Source organism: Salinibacterium sp. NG22 (genome assembly GCF_015864925.1).
Taxonomy (GTDB): domain Bacteria; phylum Actinomycetota; class Actinomycetes; order Actinomycetales; family Microbacteriaceae; genus Rhodoglobus.
Window position 1 is genome coordinate 346343 of the sequence record NZ_JADYWG010000001.1, and the last position, 19024, is coordinate 365366.

The following is a 19024-nucleotide window of genomic DNA, read 5'->3' on the forward strand; positions in this document are numbered from 1 at the left end:
CGGACGCTAGCGCGCCGCGAGGTGATGGGTGGGAACGCCGAGCCCTTCGAGCAGTTCAGCCCGCAGTTCGGCAAGATCTCCGCTTCCCCGGTCGCGCGGGCGAACCCCTGGCACGACGACGGTGGAGCGGATGCTCGCCTGAGCGGCGTTCTCCTCGGCGTCAATTGCGCCAAGCAGAATCACGCGGTCGGCGAGATACAGGGCCTCATCGACGTCGTGAGTGACGATGACGATCGTCGCGGGCTCTGCGGCGTGGAGATCAAGGAGCAGGTCCTGCATTGACAGGCGAGTCAGAGCGTCGAGAGCACCAAACGGCTCATCGAGCAGAAGTACGCCAGGACGACGAGCCAATGCCCGCGCCAACGACACACGCTGGGCCATACCACCGGAGATTTCCCGGGGACGCAGATGGGCCGACGAGGAAAGTTTCACCAGCTCAAGCAGTGCGGCAACCCGGTCCCGATCGTCGTGGGCGCGCTTACCGCGCGGTAGCCCCACCTCGACGTTGCGGGTGATGGAGCGCCACGGAAGAAGGCGAGGTTCCTGGAAGGCGATCGCGGAGCGAGCATCCAGTCCAGTGACGGGAGTGCCTCCGATAGCGATTGAGCCACCGGTAGGGCTATCCAAGCCACCGATGTGGCGTAGCAGCGTTGATTTACCGCAACCAGACGGGCCAATCAGCGCGACAATCTCTCCTGCTGCGATCTCGAGGGAGAGTTCGCTCAAGACCACGCGGTCGCCAAAGCGGCGCGAAAGGTCGTGAATGGAGACAGACAGCGCATCGGCAGCCGTGCTGTCGCGAAGGGAGGAAGAACTCATCCCTGAACGCTAGGGCCGCACGAAAGCGCTGGCCAGCGAGGTCGTAACGTAGCGTCACGCACAGGCGTAACGCTACGTCACATAAGTCGAACTATTCGGTGCTGGCCGCGATGCGACCGAGCAAACCGTTGATGAATCCGGCGGAGTCTTCGGTGGAGTGCACTTTTGCTGATTCAACAGCCTCGGAGATCGCGACACCCGTCGGGACCTCGTCGTTGTACATGATCTCCCACAGACCAATGCGGAGCAGAGCACGGTCAACCGCAGGCATGCGGTTCAAAGGCCACCCCTGCGAATAAGTTTCGATGAGTTCATCGATCTCTTCACCGTGCTCGGTGATGCCCACGACGATGTCTTGGGCGTAAGCCCATGCTGTTGCACGGGCGGGTTCACTCATTGCGCGCGAAGATTCGGCCGCGAGAGCTGCGTTGATGCTCTCACCGCGGACATCAGCGCCGTACATGACGTCAAGCGCGCGCTTACGCGCCTTGCTGCGGGCCCCCATTTAGTCGTTCACGCGACCGAGGTAGCTGCCGTCACGAGTATCAACCTTGACGCGAGTGCCCTGTTCAACGAACAGCGGAACCTGAATCTGGTAACCGGTCTCCACGGTGGCGGGCTTGCTGCCACCGGTGGAACGGTCGCCCTGAAGGCCAGGCTCGGTGTACGTGATTTCGAGAACTACGGATGCCGGAAGCTCTACATAGAGCGGCTCACCGTTGTGCAGCGCGATAACGACATTCTGGTTTTCCAGCATGAAGTTCGCAGCATCGCCAACGGCAGTCTCGCTCAAGGTGATCTGGTCGTAGTCGCTCGTGTTCATGAACACGAAGTTTTCGAGATCCTTGTACAGGTACTGGAACTCGGAACGGTCAACGGTTTCGGTTTCGATCTTGGCGCCGGCGTTGAACGTGCGGTCTACGGTCTTACCCGAGCGAACGTTCTTCACCTTGGTGCGAACAAAAGCACCACCCTTGCCGGGTTTGACGTGTTGGAACTCGATAACGGTCCACAATCCACCGTCCATGTTGAGAACGACGCCGTTCCTGATGTCAGCGGTAGAGGCCATGCGTAAATCCGTTTCTGTTAACGAGCAAAAGCGCGATTGAGTCGACTAGCGACAAAAACCAACGTTCGAGTCTAACTGAGTCGTCGAGCAACCGCGTCGAGGGCAAGAATATAGGACTCAAAACCGAAGCCGGCGATCACTCCGGTGGCAACTCCCGAGATCACGCTGGTGTGACGGAACTCTTCGCGAGTGTGTGGGTTCGTGATGTGGACCTCAACCAGAGGCAGTCCAGCGCCTGACACTTGAGCTGCAGCATCCCGAAGCGCATACGAATAGTGAGTGAACGCCGCGGGGTTCATGATGACGGGAGCACCGGCATCCACAGCTTCATGAAGCCAGGAAATGAGTTCCGTCTCGCTATCAGTCTGGCGAAAATCGAGAACAATGGATGCCGCGTTGGGCAACGTCTGCGCGTGAGCGTCAAGCTCGGCGCTCAAGTCGACGAGCGTTCCCCCGCCATAGACATCGGGTTCTCTGCTGCCGAGCCGACCGAGGTTGGGCCCGTTGAGCACGAATACTGTAGTCACCGCTCCACTCTAGCGAGGATGACCCGCTAGACCCCGACTTCTTGGTAGGCGGAGTAGAGCATGGCTTCGTCTGGACCATTGAGCATCGACGTATGACCAACGGAGTCGAGCACGACAAACCGAATCATGCCGGCGCGCGCCTTCTTGTCACGCTGCATCGTGGCGAGCAGCGTGTTCCAGCGGCCGAGCGGGTAGTCGATGGGAAGACTCAGCGACTGCAGGATGCTGCGGTGACGGTCCACCACGTCTGAACTCAACGAACCCGCAAGATGCGCAAGCTCGGCAGCGAACACCATTCCGACCGACACTGCGGCACCGTGGCGCCAGCGGTAGCGTTCGGCATGCTCGATTGCATGGCCAAGAGTGTGGCCGTAGTTGAGCGTCTCGCGCAGGCCCTTCTCCATAAAGTCTTCGCCAACGACCCGGGCCTTGAGCGCGATCGAGAGCTCAACGACACGACGGAACGACTCCGAATGCGGATCAGTCACAGCATCCACATCGGCTTCGATCAGGTCGAGGATCTCGGGCTCACCGATGAAGCCACACTTCACGATTTCCGCGAAGCCAGCCAAAACCTCATTGCGAGGAAGATCGTCAAGAACATCGAGGTCGGCAACAACCGCGCTCGGCGCATAAAAGGCGCCCACGAGGTTCTTGCCCTCAGCGGTGTTGATACCCGTCTTACCACCGACGGCCGCATCAACCATTCCGGCGACGCTCGTCGGGCACTGAATAAGCTTCACGCCGCGCAACCACGTCGCCGCGACAAAGCCCGCGAGGTCGGTTGATGCCCCGCCGCCGAACCCGATGACGGCGTCCGTGCGCGTGAAATCAGTCTGGCCCATGATCTGCCAGCAGAATGCGGCAACTTCGATTCGCTTCGCATCTTCGGCATCCGGAACCTCGGCAAGAAGCACTTCGTACTTCTCGGAGAGCGAGTCGCGCAGCGCGTTTGCACGCGCGCCAAGCGTCGCCGGGTGGATGATGAGCACCTTCGCGACGCGGGTACCAAGCTGTTCCGCAAGTTTCGGCAACAAACCGTGGCCGACGAGAACGTCGTAAGGATTGGTCCCGGCGACCGGGATGATCGTGGTTTCAGTCATTGTTGTTGGGTTCCCAACCAGTCGGCGATCTCGCGCGCAACTTTTTCCATTGGCTTCAGTGAGGTATCGATCGTGAGCGACGAAAGCTCGTCGTAAATGGGGCGGCGAGCGTCAACGAGTTTCTCCCACTCGTCCGCGTTCTTTGCCAGAGGGCGCTTGCTGCCGGCGATTCGAAGCCGAGCCGCAGCTTTTGACATGGTCAGTTGGACAACACGGTGCGAAGCGAGGTCAGCCTGCGTGTCGAGATTAAGCACTGCTCCCCCGCCCAGGGTGACGACAGCAGGTTCAAGCAGCGCATTGGCGACCGCTTCACGCTCTCGTTCCCGAAAGTATTCTTCGCCGAACTCGGCGAAAAGCTCCGGAATCGGTCCGTGGGATGCCACTACTACTTTGTCGGTATCGATAAGCGGGGCATCCAGAATTTTCGCCAGCTTCTTGCCTGCGCGCGTCTTACCTGAGCCTGGTGCGCCGATGATGACGACGAGCGCACCGCTGTCATTCAGCACGCGAAGCCCGTGTGGTCTTGAGCGATTCTGGGATCGATGCGAGGTACGAGTCGAGGTTGCGCTTGGTCTCACCAAGCGAGTCGCCCCCAAACTTCTCGAGTACTGAGTTAGCGAGCGTCAACGCGACCATCGCTTCAGCAACAACGCCGGCTGCTGGCACGGCGCACACGTCTGAACGTTGATGATGAGCAACGGCGGCTTCACCGGTCGCAACATCGACGGTACGCAGAGCGCGAGGCACGGTGGAGATCGGCTTCATCGCTGCGCGCACTCGCAAAACGGTGCCGGTTGTCATGCCGCCTTCGATACCGCCAGCGCGGTCGCTCAATCGTGAGATGCCATCCGTGTCTTGCACGAGTTCGTCATGAGCAACAGAACCGCGACGAACAGCGGTTTCGAAGCCATCGCCGACTTCGACACCCTTAATAGCTTGGATACCCATGAGCGCGGCAGAGAGCTGAGCGTCGAGTCGACGATCCCAATGTGTGTACGAACCGAGCCCGGGCGGAAGACCATAGGCGAGAACTTCGACTACTCCGCCAAGAGTGTCGCCGTCCTCGTGAGCCTGATCGACTTCGGCGACCATGCGCTCAGAGGTAGCGGGGTCGAAGCAGCGCAGCAGATCAGCATCGAGCGTCGCGACGTCGTCTGGCGCAGGGAGCGCGCTTCCCTCGGGCGAACGAACGGTGCCGATCGACAGGGTATGACTGACCAAACGGATGCCGAGCCCGCCCAAGAACGCACGAGCGATCGCTCCGAGCGCCACCCGAGCTGCAGTCTCGCGGGCGCTGGCCCGTTCGAGAACATTGCGGGACTCGGCGAAGTCGTATTTCTGCATACCGACGAGGTCGGCGTGCCCCGGGCGAGGGCGCGTGAGAGCGGCACCGCGACCCTTCGGCAGGGTTTCGGGATCGACGGGAACGGGGCTCATTACATCCACCCAGCGAGGCCACTCAGTGTTGCCGATCCGCAGCGCAATGGGGCTTCCCATCGTTGCGCCAAAACGAATTCCGCCACTGAGGGTCAGCTCGTCCTGTTCGAACTTCATGCGAGCACCCCGGCCGTAGCCGAGCGTGCGACGCACAAGATCCGCCTGAATCTGCTCAGGAGAAATGGGGACGCCCGACGGCATCCCCTCAAGGATCGCGACCAATTCTGGGCCGTGAGATTCACCGGCCGTTAACCATCGAAGCATGCCTCAATCCTCCCACATGAGCGGGTGACACTTTCGCGCCGTCAGTTACGGATGGTTGTGCCCCTCGGGCTGCTCAATTGAAGCGCGCATCGCGTCGATTGCGTCTGCCTCATGATGCAGTGGCACGTCGGAGGTACCGGCGGCAAAGATGCGCACTTGTGCGATCGCCTGATTAATCAAGAGATCATGCCCCGAGATTACGGTGCCGCCCGCTTCGAACCAGCTCGTTGCAATATCACTCGGCCACGGGTCGTAGGCGACATCAAAGAGCACCGAGGTGGTGCGCACAGCTTCGGCGAAACGGAGATCCATTGCGCCTCCCGGAACCGTCGTAATGATGACGTCGGGCGTCGTGGTCGCAGTGGCCGCTTCTTGCCATTGCCGCAGCGTGACGGTGGCGCCAAGAGACTCGCCGAGCTTCTTCAACGGCTCCGCCTTCGAAGGAGTGCGTGCAAAAATCTCAATACTCTGAGCGCCCATGCGAATGGATGCCACGAGAAGTGAGGCTGCAGTGGCCCCTGCTCCCAAAATCCACACGGAATCTAAGTTCGACAGGCCCGCGTCGAGAAAACTGCGCATCGCGCCTTCGACATCCGTGTTGTACCCGCGAAGGTGCCCTTCGCTCACTACGACAGTGTTCGCTCCGCCGACGAGCTCAACGAGCGGATCCGCCCAATCGAGCAAGGGCACTACGTCACGCTTGAGGGGCATCGTAAGAGAGAGACCTCGCCAACGCCGGTCGAGCGCGCCTAAGAACGCAGGAAGCGACTCCCCTGTCAGCTCAACGGCGTCATATTCCCAGTCGAACCCGAGCGTCTCATACGCCGCGCGATGAATCGTGGGGCTCAAGGAGTGCGTAATCGGCGACCCGAGTACCGCGAGCTTCGAACGATCGGATGCCTCGGCCGGCACCTCAGAATTCTCTAGCAATAGCTCCCATTTTCGTCACTCGCTGCGCACCAGTCGCGCAATTGCTGTGCCGCTGCTTCGTGGTCGTCGACGTTGGTCGTGAAGACTGTTTCGCCCGTGGCCAGGTTGATCGGCACGAAGAAGAGCCAGTCTCCCTCTGCAGGGTTCAGCGCCGCATCAATCGCCAGTTCGCCTGGCAGGCCGATGGGGCCGACCGGCAAGCCGGGGTTCGCGTACGTGTTGTAGGGGTTGCTCGCATCCGCACGTTCGGCATCCGTCGTCCACACCGTGTGCAGGTTGCCGGTGCCATACGCGACGGTGGCATCAGACTGCAGCAACATGTCCTGGTCGAGCCGGTTGTAGAAGACGCGCGCGATCTTGTAGAAGTCGTCCGTGTTGGGTCCGGCTTCGCGTTGCACGAGCGCCGCCATCGTCAGAATCCGGTAGCGGTCTTCGACAGCAACGCCAGCGGCATCCAACTTCTCGTACATCGTGTTGACCATCAGGTCGAGCACGGCGTACGGATCCTGGTTGCCATCAAGTTCATACGTCGCGGGGAATAGATACCCCTCGAGACTCACCGCTTCCGACGGAAGCCCGAAGTGCTCAAGGTCTTCGGATGCCGCTTGCAGATCTGCCAAGGCAATACCGGTGGTTTCAGAAATGATCTCAAGCGCATTCGGCAGCGTGGTGCCCTCAGTGATGAGAAGCCTGTCCGTCACGATATTCTCGGGATCGAGCAGCGCATCGAGAGCTGATTGCGCGCTCATCTCCTTTTGGAGCGAGTAGTTTCCGGGAAAGAACGCTGGGTCGCTTTCTTGTGCCAAGAGGAGGTCATAGAACGCGTCAAAGCTCATCGTGACGCCGGCAACATTCAGGCTGCGAGCGATGTCCGAGCCGATATCGCCCGAATTAACTGTGACGATAACCTCTTCGCCATTGCCCGAACCCTCGAAGTCATTGGGAATTTCCCAGCCCAGAACTTCGCGAATTTTGTCTTCGTAGTTGACCCAGGCGTACGCAGCGACTCCAGCGCCGAGGAGGACGATGATGAGCAGTGGAAGCCCGATGATGAGCCCCCACCGACGCTTCTTGCGACCGGGCGCTCCTCCATCGCCATCGCCCTGCGCGGGCATCGTCGCCCCGGGCACTGCGGCGGCATCATTGCCTGACTCTGCCGTTCCGGCGGTCAGTTGTTCAAAGGTGGCGAAAGCATCGGCTTCTCGGGCCGCCTGTGTCACAGCGGGAAGGTGCGGATCGCCGCCCCGCCGGGCAGCCGCGGCCTCTTGCGCCGCCCGAGCCTCGCGACGGGTCATGGGCTGACCACTCGCCGCCGGTGGCGTTGAACCCAGGACAGGGTTCGCGGGGTTCGCGGGGTCAGCGGGGTTTACGGGGTTCGCCGGCTCGGCGGGGGTGCCGCTGTCAGCTGGCTGGCCCGACTCCGCGGAACGATCGGTCCCGTGCGCGGCAGCCTCGCGCGCTGACTTAGGAGCACTCTCGGCGGGTTGCTCGCCGAAAATGTCTTCCCAGTTGGGTTCGTCAGCCATAATTCAGGATCCTTGCGTCGGGTCCACGAGCTCTCCGGGCGGGCGGGCCGCCGAGCGCTCGAAGTCGAGGGCATGTTGCAAAATTATAACGGCGGCAACCTGATCGACCACCGACCGTGAATTCTTCGTGGTTCGACCGGATGCACGCAAAGCGGATTGCGCCGTCATCGTCGTCATCCGCTCATCCACCAGTCGCACGGGCAGCGACGACTTGTTAGCGAGTTGCTGAGCGAACTCTCGCGCATCGCCCGTCGACGCGGTATCCCGGCCAGAGAGCGCAATCGGAAGCCCGACAACGAACTCGACAGCGTCATACTCTTCCGCAAGCGCGAGAATACGCTTCACGCTCTTCTGGGCTCGCTGAACAGTCTCGACCGGCGTTGCCAGCATCCCGTGGGGGTCGCTGCGAGCGACCCCGACGCGGACCTTGCCGACATCTACGCCGATTCTGGTTCCCGAACGCATCGGTTACGCCGACAGTCTCGACAGAATGAGAGCGAGGGCGTCGGGAATAGCCGCGGGGTGTGCACCGCCACCTTGAGCAATATCTGGCTTTCCGCCTCCGCCACCGCCGAGCACGCCAGCAGCAGCCTTGGCCAGTTCGCCCGCCTTGAAGCCGTGCGCCCGTGAAGCCTCGTTGGTTGCGACGATCACGGCAGGCTTGTCACCGATGGTGGCTGCGAGGGCGACTACTGCCGACTCTGCACCCAACCGTTCGCGCACCGACTGAACAAGACCGCGCAGATCGTCGGTCGAAGCCAACTCTCCAACATTCTCAATGACAGCAGTCACAGATCCGGCAACACGAGCGGTCTCCACGAGCGCAGGAACACGCTGCGACAGCTGACCGGCCTCCAGCTGAGCAATTTTGCGCTCAGCCGCTTTCAGATTGGCCAGCAGTTCGGCGATACGGTCAGGAAGCTGTTCGCGCGGAGTCTTCAGGTTCGTCGTCAGTTCAGACACGATCGCGCGTTCCGTCGCGAAGTTGCGGAATGCATTGAGTCCTACGAGAGATTCGATTCGCCGGTTAGCCGAACCAACGGACGACTCCCCTACCAGCGAGATCAGTCCGATTTCGGATGACCGTGCAACGTGCGTTCCTGCACAGAGCTCGAGCGACCAGGGGCCGCCAATTTCGACAACGCGCACTGTGTCGCCGTACTTCTCTCCGAACAGCGCCATAGCGCCGAGCCCCTTGGCATCGTCCAAGGCCATGATGCGCGTCGAGACCTCGAGGTTGTCGCGCACTGCAGTGTTGGCAACCTCTTCAATCTCGGTCTTCGTCTCAACCGACAGCGCTTGCGACCAAGAGAAGTCAAGGCGCATGTAGCCGGCCTTGTTGTAGGAACCAGACTGGTGAGCGTCATCGCCCAAGATCTGACGCAATGCTGCGTGGATGACGTGGGTAGCCGAGTGAGCTTGAGTCGCCCCGCGACGCCATTCAGCGTCAACAAGCGCAGAAGCAGGATCTCCGACTCCGACCTCGCCGGCTGTGACGGTGACCTTGTGACTGATGAGGCCCTTAACCGGGCGCTGCACATCGAGAACTTCAAGGTGGAAACTGGCGCCCACGATGGCACCGGCGTCCGCTTCTTGTCCACCAGACTCGGCGTACAACGAAGTCTCGGCAAGGATGACTTCAGCCGTCTGCCCGGTCGTGGCCCGGCTCACTGAGACGCCGTCAACGATGATGCCGATCACGCTGGACTCGGTTTCCAGGGTGTCGTAGCCGGTGAACGTCGTTTCGCCGAGAGCACGGAACGCACCGTAAACAGAAAGGTCTGCCAAGAACTGCTTCTTTGAGCCGGCATCCGCCTTTGCGCGATCACGCTGCTGCTTCATCAGGGTGTCGAAAGCATCGCGATTGACGCTCAACCCCGCTTCAGCAGCCATCTCCAGAGTGAGGTCGATGGGGAATCCGAAGGTGTCATGCAACAAGAATGCGGTGTCGCTCGGCAGCTCAGTCGCGCCTGACTTCTTCGTGTTCTCTACTGCAGTGTCGAGAATTGTGGTGCCGCTCGCGAGGGTGCGCATGAAGACGTCTTCTTCAGCGAGCACGATCCGGGAGATGCGATCGTAGTCTTTCTCCACCTCGGGATACGCCGCCTTCATGGCATCGCGGGATGCCGGGAAGAGCTCTGCGAACGTGGTGCCTTCGACGCCCAAGAGTCGCATCGCGCGCACCGTGCGACGGAGCAGACGACGCAGCACATAGCCCCGGCCTTCGTTGCCGGGAGTCACGCCATCCGAGATCAGCATGAGGCTCGAACGCACGTGGTCAGCGACTACACGCAGCCGAACATCAGCTTCGTGGTCGGCGCCGTAAGTGCGACCGGCGAGCTCCGCCGCCTTGTCAAGGACAGGGCGAACCTGGTCGATCTCGTACATGTTCTCGACGCCCTGCTTGAGGAACGCGACGCGCTCAAGCCCCATACCAGTGTCGATATTTTGCTTCGGAAGTTCACCAAGGATCGAGAAGTCTTTGCCCTTGCCCTCGCCACGCAAGTACTGCATGAAGACGAGGTTCCAGATTTCGACGTAACGGTCGTCATCGGTGGCGGGGCCACCATCTGCACCATAAGCGGGGCCACGGTCGAAGAAGATCTCCGAACACGGGCCAGCTGGCCCCGGCTGCCCGGTCGACCAATAGTTGCTGTCCATGCCGAGTCGCTGGATGCGCTCATCCGGCAGTCCTGCTGTCTCTTTCCAGAATGCAACAGCGTCGTCGTCATCTTCGTACACGGTGACCCAGAGGTCATCAGGTCGAAAACCGAGTCCGCCCTCATCTTCTGGCAGCGTCAGGAATTCCCATGCAAACTGGATGGCTTCCTTCTTGAAATAATCTCCGAACGAGAAGTTGCCATTCATCTGGAAGAACGTGCCGTGGCGTGGCGTCTTGCCGACCTCTTCGATGTCGAGGGTACGGATGCACTTCTGCACGCTGGTAGCACGGTCGTACGGAGCCGGGACCAGACCAGTCAGATAGGGGACGAACGGAACCATTCCGGCGACAGTAAAGAGCAGTGTCGGATCATCACTGACAAGCGATGCGGATGGAACGATCGTGTGGCCACGCTCACCAAAATAGGTCAGCCAACGTTTTTGGATTTCTGCGGTTTGCATGGGGATCCCCGGGAACTCAATGATGCGGCCCAAGGGCCCTGATGGTCTTACTTAGAACGCTGAGAGAAGTCAGCTACTGCTTCTTCGACATCCGCTACGGCGTCACGAAGCTCTGCTTCGCGTTCGCGATAGCCATCGACAACAGCACTCGTGAACTCACGTGCTTTGCTGTCAACGTCGGAGAAGAACTGCTTTCCCTCTGGCGTTTTTGCGACTTGGTGTGCTGCCACGAACCCAACGGCAATTCCAACGACGAAAAGGACTGCGCCTTTCATGATTTCTCCTTCAGATTGGGGGTAACACGAACCGTATTAGCTTAGGCGGTTTCGACGCCTCAGCGACGGCGCTTGGGGCGAAGGCTCAGGACAGCGGCCCGAACTCCGGCGCTGAAGCCTGCGATCTTAATCAACGGGCCGCCAACGGTGGCCGCGCCGAGGGCGACGAGGGCAGAAATGTTGCCCGTCGTTTCTTCCACATTGCGAGTGATGGCGTCCACGCGCGCGATTTGACGGTTAGTTTCCGAAATCGTTGTCGTGGCTTCCGTCAGCATGGGATCGAGGTTATCGCTCACCCCACGGATGGCGGTGCTGGTTTCGTCAAAGACCTTCCCCAGCTTGAGAAGAGGAACAGCGAGCAATGCCACCAGCACTGCGAACACTCCGGCCGCAATGAGCCCTGCGATATCTCCACCAGTCATGGCTACTCCCGTCAATCTGAAGAAAAGGTACAAGTACACGGTATTCGACAATCGTGCCGAACTCCGCCGTAAACCAAGAAAGGGCCGGAGCAAAAGCTCCGGCCCTTTCTTTCAATAGTTAGCGTGCTGCGTAGTACTCAACAACGAGCTGAACTTCACAGGTCACGGGAACCTCGGCGCGCTTGGGGCGACGTACGAGACGTGCCTGCAGCTTGTCGATTTCAACTTCGAGGTAACCAGGAGTCTTAGGAAGAACATCCACGTGTCCGCCAGCTGCGGCGACCTGGAAGATTTCCATGCCTTCGCTGCGAGCCTTGACGTGCATGAGCTGTCCCGGCTTAACGCGGAACGAGGGACGGTCGACGAGCTGGCCGTCAACCAAGATGTGGCGGTGAACGATCATCTGACGAGCCTGTGCGGTCGTGCGAGCGATTGCCGAACGAACGAGCAGAGCGTCGAGACGCATTTCGAGCTGCTCAACCAGGTTCTCACCGGTCAGGCCAGCGGTCTTGCGAGCTTCCTCGAACTGAATCTTCAGCTGAGCTTCACGAATGCCGTACTGGGCACGCAGACGCTGCTTCTCGCGAAGACGAACAGCATAGTCACTGTCCTGCTTGCGCTTGGTGCGGCCGTGCTCACCGGGAGCATAGGGGCGCTTTTCGAGGTACTTGGCAGCCTTCGGCGTGAGGGCAATGCCCAACGCGCGCGACAGGCGAGTCTTGCTACGGGTACGTGACTTAGTAGACACAGGATCCTTTTCGATTGATTCAAGTAAGAACAATCTGGCGATCACTCGCACGCGAACGCGCGTACACAACACACCAGACGAAGTAGAGGGATGACCCTAGGGAACCTGGTCGGCTACAGACCGGTGTTCCGCGATATTCGATTTCATTGCAGCCGCGCGCCGAAACCGTATCGTTGGGACGTGTAACTCTATCACGGCAGCACCCTGCAGGCCACGACTCGCCACACCGAGCCAGAGAGCGAGTTGAGGCAGCTATTCGCCGCGAATAATCTCTCGCAGTTTGACGAGACGGGCAGACACTTCGCGCTCGTTGCCGTTGTTCGTCGGAGTGTAATACTCGGTGCCTTTCAAGACATCGGGAAGGTACTCCTGCTTCACCACTCCAAACTCAGAATCGTGAGAGTAGCGATACCCCTTTCCGTGGCCGAGACGTTTGGCACCCGGATAGTGAGCATCGCGAAGCGGCTTGGGCACCCGGCCAATCTTTCCTGCACGCACATCGGCTATCGCGGCATCCAAAGCGGAATAGGCGGCATTCGATTTCGGGGCTGTCGCCAGATAAACAACAGCTTCGGCCAGCGGGATGCGGCCTTCGGGCATTCCGATCAGCTGCACTGCATCGGCGGCCGCTACGGCAATGACGAGCGCTTGAGGGTCGGCAACACCCACGTCTTCCGCGGCGCTAATAATCACGCGCCGCGCAATGAAACGGGGATCCTCCCCCGCTTCGATCATGCGTGCCAAGTAATGGAGCGCGGCATCAACGTCAGAACCACGCACAGACTTAATGAAGGCGCTGATCACGTCGTAGTGTTCATCACCGTTTCTGTCGTAACGCAATAGGGCGCGATCAACAGCATTCGCGACATGTTCTGCCGTCACTAGCGCTGGAGTTGCTGCGTCTTCGTCATTCGATGCAGAAACAGCGGAGGCTTCGAGCGCAGTCAGCACCCGGCGCGCATCTCCGGATGACAGTCGGATGAGGAGTGCGCGCGCTTCAGGCTCCAGCACCACCGCATCCCGAAGCCCTCGGGGGTCTGAGACCGCGCGATCGACCAAGTCCCCCAGATCGTTGTCGTCAAGCGGGTTGAGCGTCAGCAACAGGGACCGCGATAATAGCGGTGAAATCACGGAGAACGACGGATTCTCTGTCGTCGCCGCAATCAGAATGACCCAGCCGTTTTCTACCCCAGGAAGCAACGCATCCTGTTGTGCCTTAGTGAAACGGTGAATCTCATCGAGGAACAGAACCGTAGACACACCATAAAGATCGCGGGCAGTCAGCGCCTCTTCCATGGTCTGACGCACATCCTTCACGCCGGCGGTGACCGCAGAAAGCTCTACAAACTTTCGTTGAGACCCCCGTGCGATCGCCTTAGCGATTGTGGTCTTACCGGTGCCAGGCGGGCCCCACAAAATAATGGATGCCGAACCATGGCTGCCTTCGGCATCGTTTGCGAGGCTCATCAGCGGCGACCCGCGCTGCAGCAAATGTTTCTGACCGACGATCTCGTCGAGAGTCAGCGGCCGCATGCGCACGGCAAGAGGTGTTGCTCCGCTGTGCAGAGTTGCGGAAGCATCCATAGCTCAATCGTAATCGCCCGCACTGACCGTCGGCACAGTGCACCTTCATTACGTTCGGGCGTCGTGGCGTTTGGTTGAGATTCCCGGGAGACCGTAAGGTTCATTGTGGCGTTCCTACGACAGCGGCGACGTCCGCGATTCTTCAAGGAGTAATGGTGGCATCCAGCAAGAAGCATTCCCGCGAGCAACGAGAAGCTCGGGAACGACTGCGCCTCTACACTGCGCGTGCGTCAGTGCATGAACAGACCGTGGCTCGCCGCAAGCGTGACAACGTTCTCGCCGTGGGCGTCGGTCTTGTCATCATCGCGCTCGTAGCTACGGCTCAGGTCTTCTACTTCTCGGCAGGGCCGGGAACTCCAGAGCCTGCGCCGTCCTTCACCCCGGAGGCCGAAGCCACCGAACCCGGCAATGTCGGGGATGTTCCGGATCTTGCTCTCGCCGAAGCCCGCACGTGGTCTGGGGAACTTACTCTCAACGATGTCGCACTCGGCATTGAGCTCGACGGCGCAGCGGCACCACAAGCCGTGGCTTCTCTGGTCGACTCCGCGGCATCCGACTACTACGTTGGCACCGTCTGCCACCGGCTGGTCGTCACCGATAACGCAGGATTGATTCAGTGCGGTTCGCTGGACGGCACCGGCGCGAGCGACCCCGACTATGCCTACGGCCCCGTTGAAAACTCCGGAGTCGGCGGCTTCTACCCCGCAGGCACTATCGCGATGGCACGAACGGGCGACAACGCTTTCTCGAATGGCCGTCAATTCTTCATCGTCTTTGACGATGCGATCATTCCTGATGACACGGCCGGCGGCTACAGCATCGTCGGTCAGGTCACCTCTGGACTCGACGTTCTCCAATCGGAGATCGTCGCTGGCGGCATCGTTGGCGATGCCCAAGATGGGGCCCCGGTGACTGCCACAAGCATCACGGGCTTCACGATCCAATAACAGCGTCAGCGACCGTGAGTACGGTTGTCCTAAGCTTGGGTAACCCGGCAGCAACTTCCGGCATAAGCAGCAAGGTGAAGTAATTGGCTACAGAGAACCAGAACGAGTGGGGCCGCGTCGACGAGACAGGCACCGTATTCGTCCGCGAGGCGGACGGCGAACGTGCCGTCGGCCAGTACCCTGACGGAACTCCCGAAGAGGCGTTGGCCTACTTCACCCGCAAGTATCACGAACTTGCTGGGCAAGTGACGTTGCTTGAACAGCGGGTCAAGAACGGCGCTCCCGCCTCTGACGTCGCGAAGGCTGTTACAGCACTCAACGAGTCGATTGCCACAGCAAACGCTGTCGGCGACCTCGCAGCACTGCTTACGCGAGTGCAGGCGCTTGGCGGTTCCGTATCGAAGCTCACAGAACAGCAAAGCGAAGAAGCGAAAGCTGCACTCACGGAGGCAATTGCTGCCCGCAACGCACTCGTTGTTGAGGCAGAGACGCTCGCTGCTGGCGATCCGGCCAAAGCGCAGTGGAAGCAAGTCACCGCTCAGATGGACGACATCTTTGCGCGCTGGAAAGCCCATCAGACTGACGGTCCTCGCCTTCCCAAGAGCGAAGCGAACGAACTGTGGAAGCGATTCCGTGCAGCGCGCAGCACAATCGACACCCACCGCCGTGCCTTTTTCGCCGAACTAGATTCCGCGCACAAGAAGGCGCGCGCAGACAAGCAAGCTCTTGTCGACGAAGCAGAGGCTCTTGCCGCACAGGGTGCCGAGGGCATCCACACCTACCGTCGATTGCTCGATAGCTGGAAGGCTGCTGGCCGCGCGGGCAAGAAGTTTGACGACGCTCTCTGGGCGAAGTTCAAGCAGGCCGGCGACGTGCTCTACGCCGCTAAGTCAGAAGTTGATGCTCACGACAACGTCGAGTTCACCGCAAACTGGGAGTTGAAGAAAGCGCTGCTCGACGAAGCCGAGCCGCTGCTCACTGCAACTGATCGTGCGCAAGCCAAGAAGGCTCTTTTTTCGATTCAGAAGCGCTGGGATGAGATTGGCAAAGTTCCCCGCGACAAGATCAAGACCGCTGAGGAACGCCTCCGCAAGGTCGAGACTGCCGTGCGCAAGCTCGACGAGGACCACTGGCACAAGAACAACCCTGAGCGTCAAGAACGCTCAGAAGGCTTCCTAGGTCAACTCAACGAAGCGATCGCAAAGCTTGAGGCAGAACTGGCGGAAGCCCAGGCCACGGGCAATGCAAAGAAGATCGCCTCAGCCCAAGATGCGCTCGATGCCCGCAAGGCATGGTTGGGCGCTCTCAAGTAGGTCGTTGTCCACAGGTGATTAGTTCTCCACTGAATCGCTGATGTTGTCTTCGTGCGGTTGCTCGCGACCGCACGATAGACGCATGACACCACGACTCCCCCCAGTGCTCAGCGCGATCGATTTGCCGCTAGCGGAACTCCAATGCGCCGCACTCGACGGTGAACTGTTCGCTCTTGACCAGTGCTTCTGCCCGATCGATGAATTCGACACCATTCATTTACGCGCCCGTGCGCTCGGCGTCGTCTTGGATGCCCGCATAATTGCCGAACGGATGACAGCCGCCTGGGTGTGGGGCGCTGCTCTCAATCCCCCGGCTCGCCACCAGTTGTGCGTAGCCATTGGCGCCCGAACGCGACCACATCCAAGCCTGAATGCGGTGCTCCGGGAGGTCGTCATCACCGATGATGACATCGACACGGTGTCGGGCGTTAGCGTCACGTCTCGATTGCGCACAGTTTTTGACCTCGTCCGCTTTAGCGAACCATTTGGAGCGCGAGAAGAGGCTGCAGTCAGAGTCCTCATGGCCGAGGGCAAGCTCGACTACCGTCAGTGCGTCGATTCACTCAACGCGCGCCGAAACTTGCCACAAAAGCGAATCGCCCTCGCGCGCTTAGCAGCGCTACAGTCTCCCGCAGCGCTCACCTCTGCCAGCTAGCCGCTATTGACCCGATAGACGTCGTAGACAGCGTCTACGCGCCGTACGGCGTTGAGCACACGGTCGAGGTGAGTCGTGTCGCCCATCTCAAAAACAAACTTGCTAATCGCGAGGCGCGCAGTCGACGTGTTGACGGTAGCCGAAAGTATGTTGACATGGGTCTCACTGAGCACCTTGGTGATGTCAGAGAGCAGTCCAGCACGGTCGAGAGCTTCAACCTGGATTTGAACGAGGAACAAACTCTTAGAGGTAGGAGCCCACTCCACTTCGATCATGCGCTCGGGCTCATCGAGAAGCGACTGCACGTTCTTGCAATCAGCGCGGTGAACCGAAACGCCAGCTCCACGAGTAACGAAACCGACGACGTCATCGCCGGGAACGGGAGTACAGCAGCGTGCAAGCTTCACCAGAATATCCGGCGCGCCTCGCACTAGGATGCCTGAGTCTGAATGCTTGTAGGGACGCAGTTTGCCCGCAGCAGGGAAGGTGAGCTCGCCGTCGTCTTCTTCGGTTCCAGCGCTCAGAGAGCCAACAAGCTTCTCAATCACTGACTGAGTGGAAATGTGCCCTTCGCCAACAGCCGCATAGAGCGCGGATACGTCTTCGTAGCGCATGTTCGCAGCGAGCTCGGCAAAAGACTCTTGGCTCATGAGTTTTTGAAGGGGCATGTTCTGCTTGCGCATCGCTCGAGCAATGGCATCTTTGCCTTGCTCGATGGCCTCGTCTCGGCGTTCTTTTGTGAACCAGGCACGGATCTTGTTGCGCGCTCGCGTGCTCTTGACAAACCCAAGCCAGTCCTGGCTCGGTGCCGCATCCGGACTCTTCGATGTGAAGACTTCGACGGAGTCCCCGCTGTTGAGTACCGTCTCAAGCGGAACCAGACGGGCATTGACCTTGGCGCCCATGGTGCGGTGACCGATTTCCGTATGCACTGCGTAGGCAAAGTCGACAGGGGTAGCGCCAGCAGGCAGGCCGATTACCTTGCCCTGAGGAGTGAAGACGTACACCTCTTTCGCGCCAATTTCGAAGCGCAGCGACTCGAGGAACTCACTGGGATCAGAGGTCTCTGCCTGCCAGTCAGTGATGTGGGCTAACCACGCCATGTCATTGTCTGCTGGGCCTGACTCAATCGCCTTACCAGCGGCACGGTCCTTGTACTTCCAGTGCGCAGCAACACCAAACTCAGCACGGTGGTGCATCTCGTTCGTTCGAATCTGGATCTCGACGGCACGACCATCAGGTCCGATGACTGTGGTGTGAAGTGACTGATACAGGTTGAACTTGGGAGTTGCGATGTAATCCTTGAAGCGACCAGGAATCGGATTCCAGCGAGCGTGGATCGATCCGAGCACGGCGTAGCAATCGCGTACCGAGTTTACGAGCACGCGAATACCGACCAGATCATAAATCTCGTCGAACTCCCGACCCCGCAGAATCATCTTCTGATAGATCGAGTAATACTGCTTGGGCCTGCCGGCGACGGTTCCCTTGATCCGTGACGTTCTGAGGTCGTCTTTCACCGACGCGATAACCTGCTTGACAAATTCGTCACGTTGCGGGGTTCGCTTTGAGACCAGGCTTTCGATCTCGACATAGATCTTCGGGTGCAACACCGCGAACGACAGATCTTCAAGCTCGGTCTTCATCGCCTGAATACCGAGCCGGTGGGCGAGAGGAGCGTAAATCTCCAGGGTCTCCTGCGCCTTGCGCGAGGCAGACTCCCGAGGAACAAAGCCCCACGTACGGGCGTTGTGCAGGCGGTCAGCAAGCTTGATTACCAGCACGCGAATGTCTTTCGACATCGCGACGATCATCTTGCGAACAGTTTCCGCCTGAGCGCTGTCGCCGTATTTCACCTTGTCGAGCTTGGTGACGCCGTCGACGAGCATTGCGATCTCATCGCCGAACTCGAGGCGAAGCTCGTCGAGAGAATAGGCGGTGTCTTCTACCGTGTCATGCAGCAGCGCCGCGGCAATCGTCTTCTCACCGATGCCGAGCTCCGCAAGAATCTGCGCAACGGCAATCGGGTGAGTGATGTACGGCTCACCGCTCTTGCGCTTCTGGCCGTCGTGCGCCCGAAATGCTGCGGCATACGCGCGCTCAATCAGAGCAAGGTTTGCCTTGGGGTGACTCGCCTTGACGGTGCGCAGAAGCTTCTCGACCGAACCCGCCGGTTGAGCTCGCGAAAACAGACGCGGAAGAAGCGCGCGAAAAGAAGCTGATGACTGCTGCGAATCGCTCATTCCGCTCCCTCCTAGATCGATTCTAGGACGCGTTCGAGA

At 59.8% G+C, this 19024-nt stretch carries 19 protein-coding genes; 3 read left to right on the forward strand and 16 right to left on the reverse strand.

The window, feature by feature from the left end; translation table 11 throughout:
• Window positions 1–6: 6 nt before the first annotated feature.
• From I6E81_RS01715 to I6E81_RS01785, 15 genes are all read right to left on the reverse strand, one after another.
• Window positions 7–819: an ABC transporter ATP-binding protein gene (locus tag I6E81_RS01715; protein WP_197105697.1), complete on the reverse strand. Its 813-nt coding sequence runs from the start codon at window positions 817–819 to the stop codon at window positions 7–9.
• Between the two features lie 91 nt (window positions 820–910).
• On the reverse strand, window positions 911–1324 hold the full coding sequence (gene nusB, locus I6E81_RS01720) for a transcription antitermination factor NusB (RefSeq protein ID WP_197105698.1): 414 nt from the start codon (window positions 1322–1324) through the stop codon (window positions 911–913).
• Window positions 1325–1888 (reverse strand): elongation factor P, encoded by a 564-nt coding sequence (efp, locus tag I6E81_RS01725; protein WP_197105699.1) that lies wholly within the window; start codon window positions 1886–1888, stop codon window positions 1325–1327.
• A gap of 71 nt (window positions 1889–1959) precedes the next feature.
• Window positions 1960–2415, reverse strand: coding sequence for a type II 3-dehydroquinate dehydratase (locus I6E81_RS01730; protein WP_197105700.1), 456 nt, complete (start codon window positions 2413–2415; stop codon window positions 1960–1962).
• Window positions 2416–2441: 26 nt separating this feature from the next.
• Window positions 2442–3518 (reverse strand): 3-dehydroquinate synthase, encoded by a 1077-nt coding sequence (gene aroB / locus I6E81_RS01735; RefSeq protein ID WP_197105701.1) that lies wholly within the window; start codon window positions 3516–3518, stop codon window positions 2442–2444.
• The gene (locus I6E81_RS01740; protein ID WP_197105702.1) at window positions 3515–4024 is read right to left on the reverse strand and encodes a shikimate kinase; all 510 of its coding nucleotides are present in this window, start codon (window positions 4022–4024) and stop codon (window positions 3515–3517) included. The genes aroB and I6E81_RS01740 overlap by 4 nt, the downstream gene beginning before the upstream one ends.
• Window positions 4014–5219, reverse strand: a complete 1206-nt coding sequence (aroC, locus tag I6E81_RS01745) for a chorismate synthase (RefSeq protein ID WP_197105703.1) — start codon at window positions 5217–5219, stop codon at window positions 4014–4016. The genes I6E81_RS01740 and aroC overlap by 11 nt, the downstream gene beginning before the upstream one ends.
• A gap of 45 nt (window positions 5220–5264) precedes the next feature.
• Complete coding sequence (locus I6E81_RS01750; protein WP_197105704.1) at window positions 5265–6149, reverse strand: shikimate dehydrogenase; 885 nt, start codon at window positions 6147–6149, stop codon at window positions 5265–5267.
• A complete protein-coding gene (gene mltG, locus I6E81_RS01755; RefSeq protein WP_231603839.1) occupies window positions 6143–7675 on the reverse strand; it encodes an endolytic transglycosylase MltG in 1533 nt (510 codons plus the stop codon). Before mltG ends, I6E81_RS01750 begins: the two co-directional genes overlap by 7 nt.
• A gap of 3 nt (window positions 7676–7678) precedes the next feature.
• On the reverse strand, window positions 7679–8140 hold the full coding sequence (gene ruvX / locus I6E81_RS01760) for a Holliday junction resolvase RuvX (RefSeq protein WP_197105705.1): 462 nt from the start codon (window positions 8138–8140) through the stop codon (window positions 7679–7681).
• Window positions 8141–8143: 3 nt separating this feature from the next.
• Window positions 8144–10798, reverse strand: coding sequence for an alanine--tRNA ligase (gene alaS, locus I6E81_RS01765; RefSeq protein WP_197105706.1), 2655 nt, complete (start codon window positions 10796–10798; stop codon window positions 8144–8146).
• 47 nt (window positions 10799–10845) lie between these two features.
• A complete protein-coding gene (locus I6E81_RS01770) occupies window positions 10846–11073 on the reverse strand; it encodes a hypothetical protein (protein WP_197105707.1) in 228 nt (75 codons plus the stop codon).
• 59 nt (window positions 11074–11132) lie between these two features.
• Window positions 11133–11495: a DUF948 domain-containing protein gene (locus I6E81_RS01775; RefSeq protein ID WP_197105708.1), complete on the reverse strand. Its 363-nt coding sequence runs from the start codon at window positions 11493–11495 to the stop codon at window positions 11133–11135.
• A gap of 118 nt (window positions 11496–11613) precedes the next feature.
• Complete coding sequence (gene rpsD, locus I6E81_RS01780; RefSeq protein WP_010202678.1) at window positions 11614–12243, reverse strand: 30S ribosomal protein S4; 630 nt, start codon at window positions 12241–12243, stop codon at window positions 11614–11616.
• A gap of 252 nt (window positions 12244–12495) precedes the next feature.
• Window positions 12496–13827 (reverse strand): replication-associated recombination protein A, encoded by a 1332-nt coding sequence (locus tag I6E81_RS01785; RefSeq protein WP_197105709.1) that lies wholly within the window; start codon window positions 13825–13827, stop codon window positions 12496–12498.
• A 152-nt stretch (window positions 13828–13979) separates the two neighbouring features.
• On the opposite strand from I6E81_RS01785, the gene I6E81_RS01790 reads away from it, so the two are divergent.
• The 3 genes from I6E81_RS01790 (at window position 13980) to I6E81_RS01800 (ending at window position 16742) form a co-directional block, all read left to right on the forward strand.
• Entirely contained in the window at window positions 13980–14774 is a 795-nt protein-coding gene (locus I6E81_RS01790) for a peptidylprolyl isomerase (RefSeq protein ID WP_197105710.1), read from the forward strand.
• Window positions 14775–14857: 83 nt separating this feature from the next.
• Entirely contained in the window at window positions 14858–16087 is a 1230-nt protein-coding gene (locus tag I6E81_RS01795; RefSeq protein ID WP_197105711.1) for a DUF349 domain-containing protein, read from the forward strand.
• An 82-nt stretch (window positions 16088–16169) separates the two neighbouring features.
• Window positions 16170–16742, forward strand: coding sequence for a hypothetical protein (locus I6E81_RS01800; RefSeq protein ID WP_197105712.1), 573 nt, complete (start codon window positions 16170–16172; stop codon window positions 16740–16742).
• On the opposite strand, the gene I6E81_RS01805 is transcribed toward I6E81_RS01800, so the two are convergent.
• The gene (locus I6E81_RS01805) at window positions 16739–18985 is read right to left on the reverse strand and encodes a bifunctional (p)ppGpp synthetase/guanosine-3',5'-bis(diphosphate) 3'-pyrophosphohydrolase (protein ID WP_197105713.1); all 2247 of its coding nucleotides are present in this window, start codon (window positions 18983–18985) and stop codon (window positions 16739–16741) included. The genes I6E81_RS01800 and I6E81_RS01805 overlap by 4 nt on opposite strands.
• Window positions 18986–19024: the final 39 nt, after the last annotated feature.

Coding starts and splice junctions, on each gene's coding strand:
- I6E81_RS01715 (WP_197105697.1), bottom strand. CDS start 819: ATGAGTTCTTCCTCCCTTCGCGACAGCACGGCTGCCGATGCGCTGTCT.
- nusB (WP_197105698.1), bottom strand. CDS start 1,324: ATGGGGGCCCGCAGCAAGGCGCGTAAGCGCGCGCTTGACGTCATGTAC.
- efp (WP_197105699.1), bottom strand. CDS start 1,888: ATGGCCTCTACCGCTGACATCAGGAACGGCGTCGTTCTCAACATGGAC.
- aroB (WP_197105701.1), bottom strand. CDS start 3,518: ATGACTGAAACCACGATCATCCCGGTCGCCGGGACCAATCCTTACGAC.
- aroC (WP_197105703.1), bottom strand. CDS start 5,219: ATGCTTCGATGGTTAACGGCCGGTGAATCTCACGGCCCAGAATTGGTC.
- mltG (WP_231603839.1), bottom strand. CDS start 7,675: ATGGCTGACGAACCCAACTGGGAAGACATTTTCGGCGAGCAACCCGCC.
- ruvX (WP_197105705.1), bottom strand. CDS start 8,140: ATGCGTTCGGGAACCAGAATCGGCGTAGATGTCGGCAAGGTCCGCGTC.
- alaS (WP_197105706.1), bottom strand. CDS start 10,798: ATGCAAACCGCAGAAATCCAAAAACGTTGGCTGACCTATTTTGGTGAG.
- I6E81_RS01770 (WP_197105707.1), bottom strand. CDS start 11,073: ATGAAAGGCGCAGTCCTTTTCGTCGTTGGAATTGCCGTTGGGTTCGTG.
- I6E81_RS01775 (WP_197105708.1), bottom strand. CDS start 11,495: ATGACTGGTGGAGATATCGCAGGGCTCATTGCGGCCGGAGTGTTCGCA.
- I6E81_RS01785 (WP_197105709.1), bottom strand. CDS start 13,827: ATGGATGCTTCCGCAACTCTGCACAGCGGAGCAACACCTCTTGCCGTG.
- I6E81_RS01790 (WP_197105710.1), top strand. CDS start 13,980: ATGGTGGCATCCAGCAAGAAGCATTCCCGCGAGCAACGAGAAGCTCGG.
- I6E81_RS01800 (WP_197105712.1), top strand. CDS start 16,170: ATGACACCACGACTCCCCCCAGTGCTCAGCGCGATCGATTTGCCGCTA.
- I6E81_RS01805 (WP_197105713.1), bottom strand. CDS start 18,985: ATGAGCGATTCGCAGCAGTCATCAGCTTCTTTTCGCGCGCTTCTTCCG.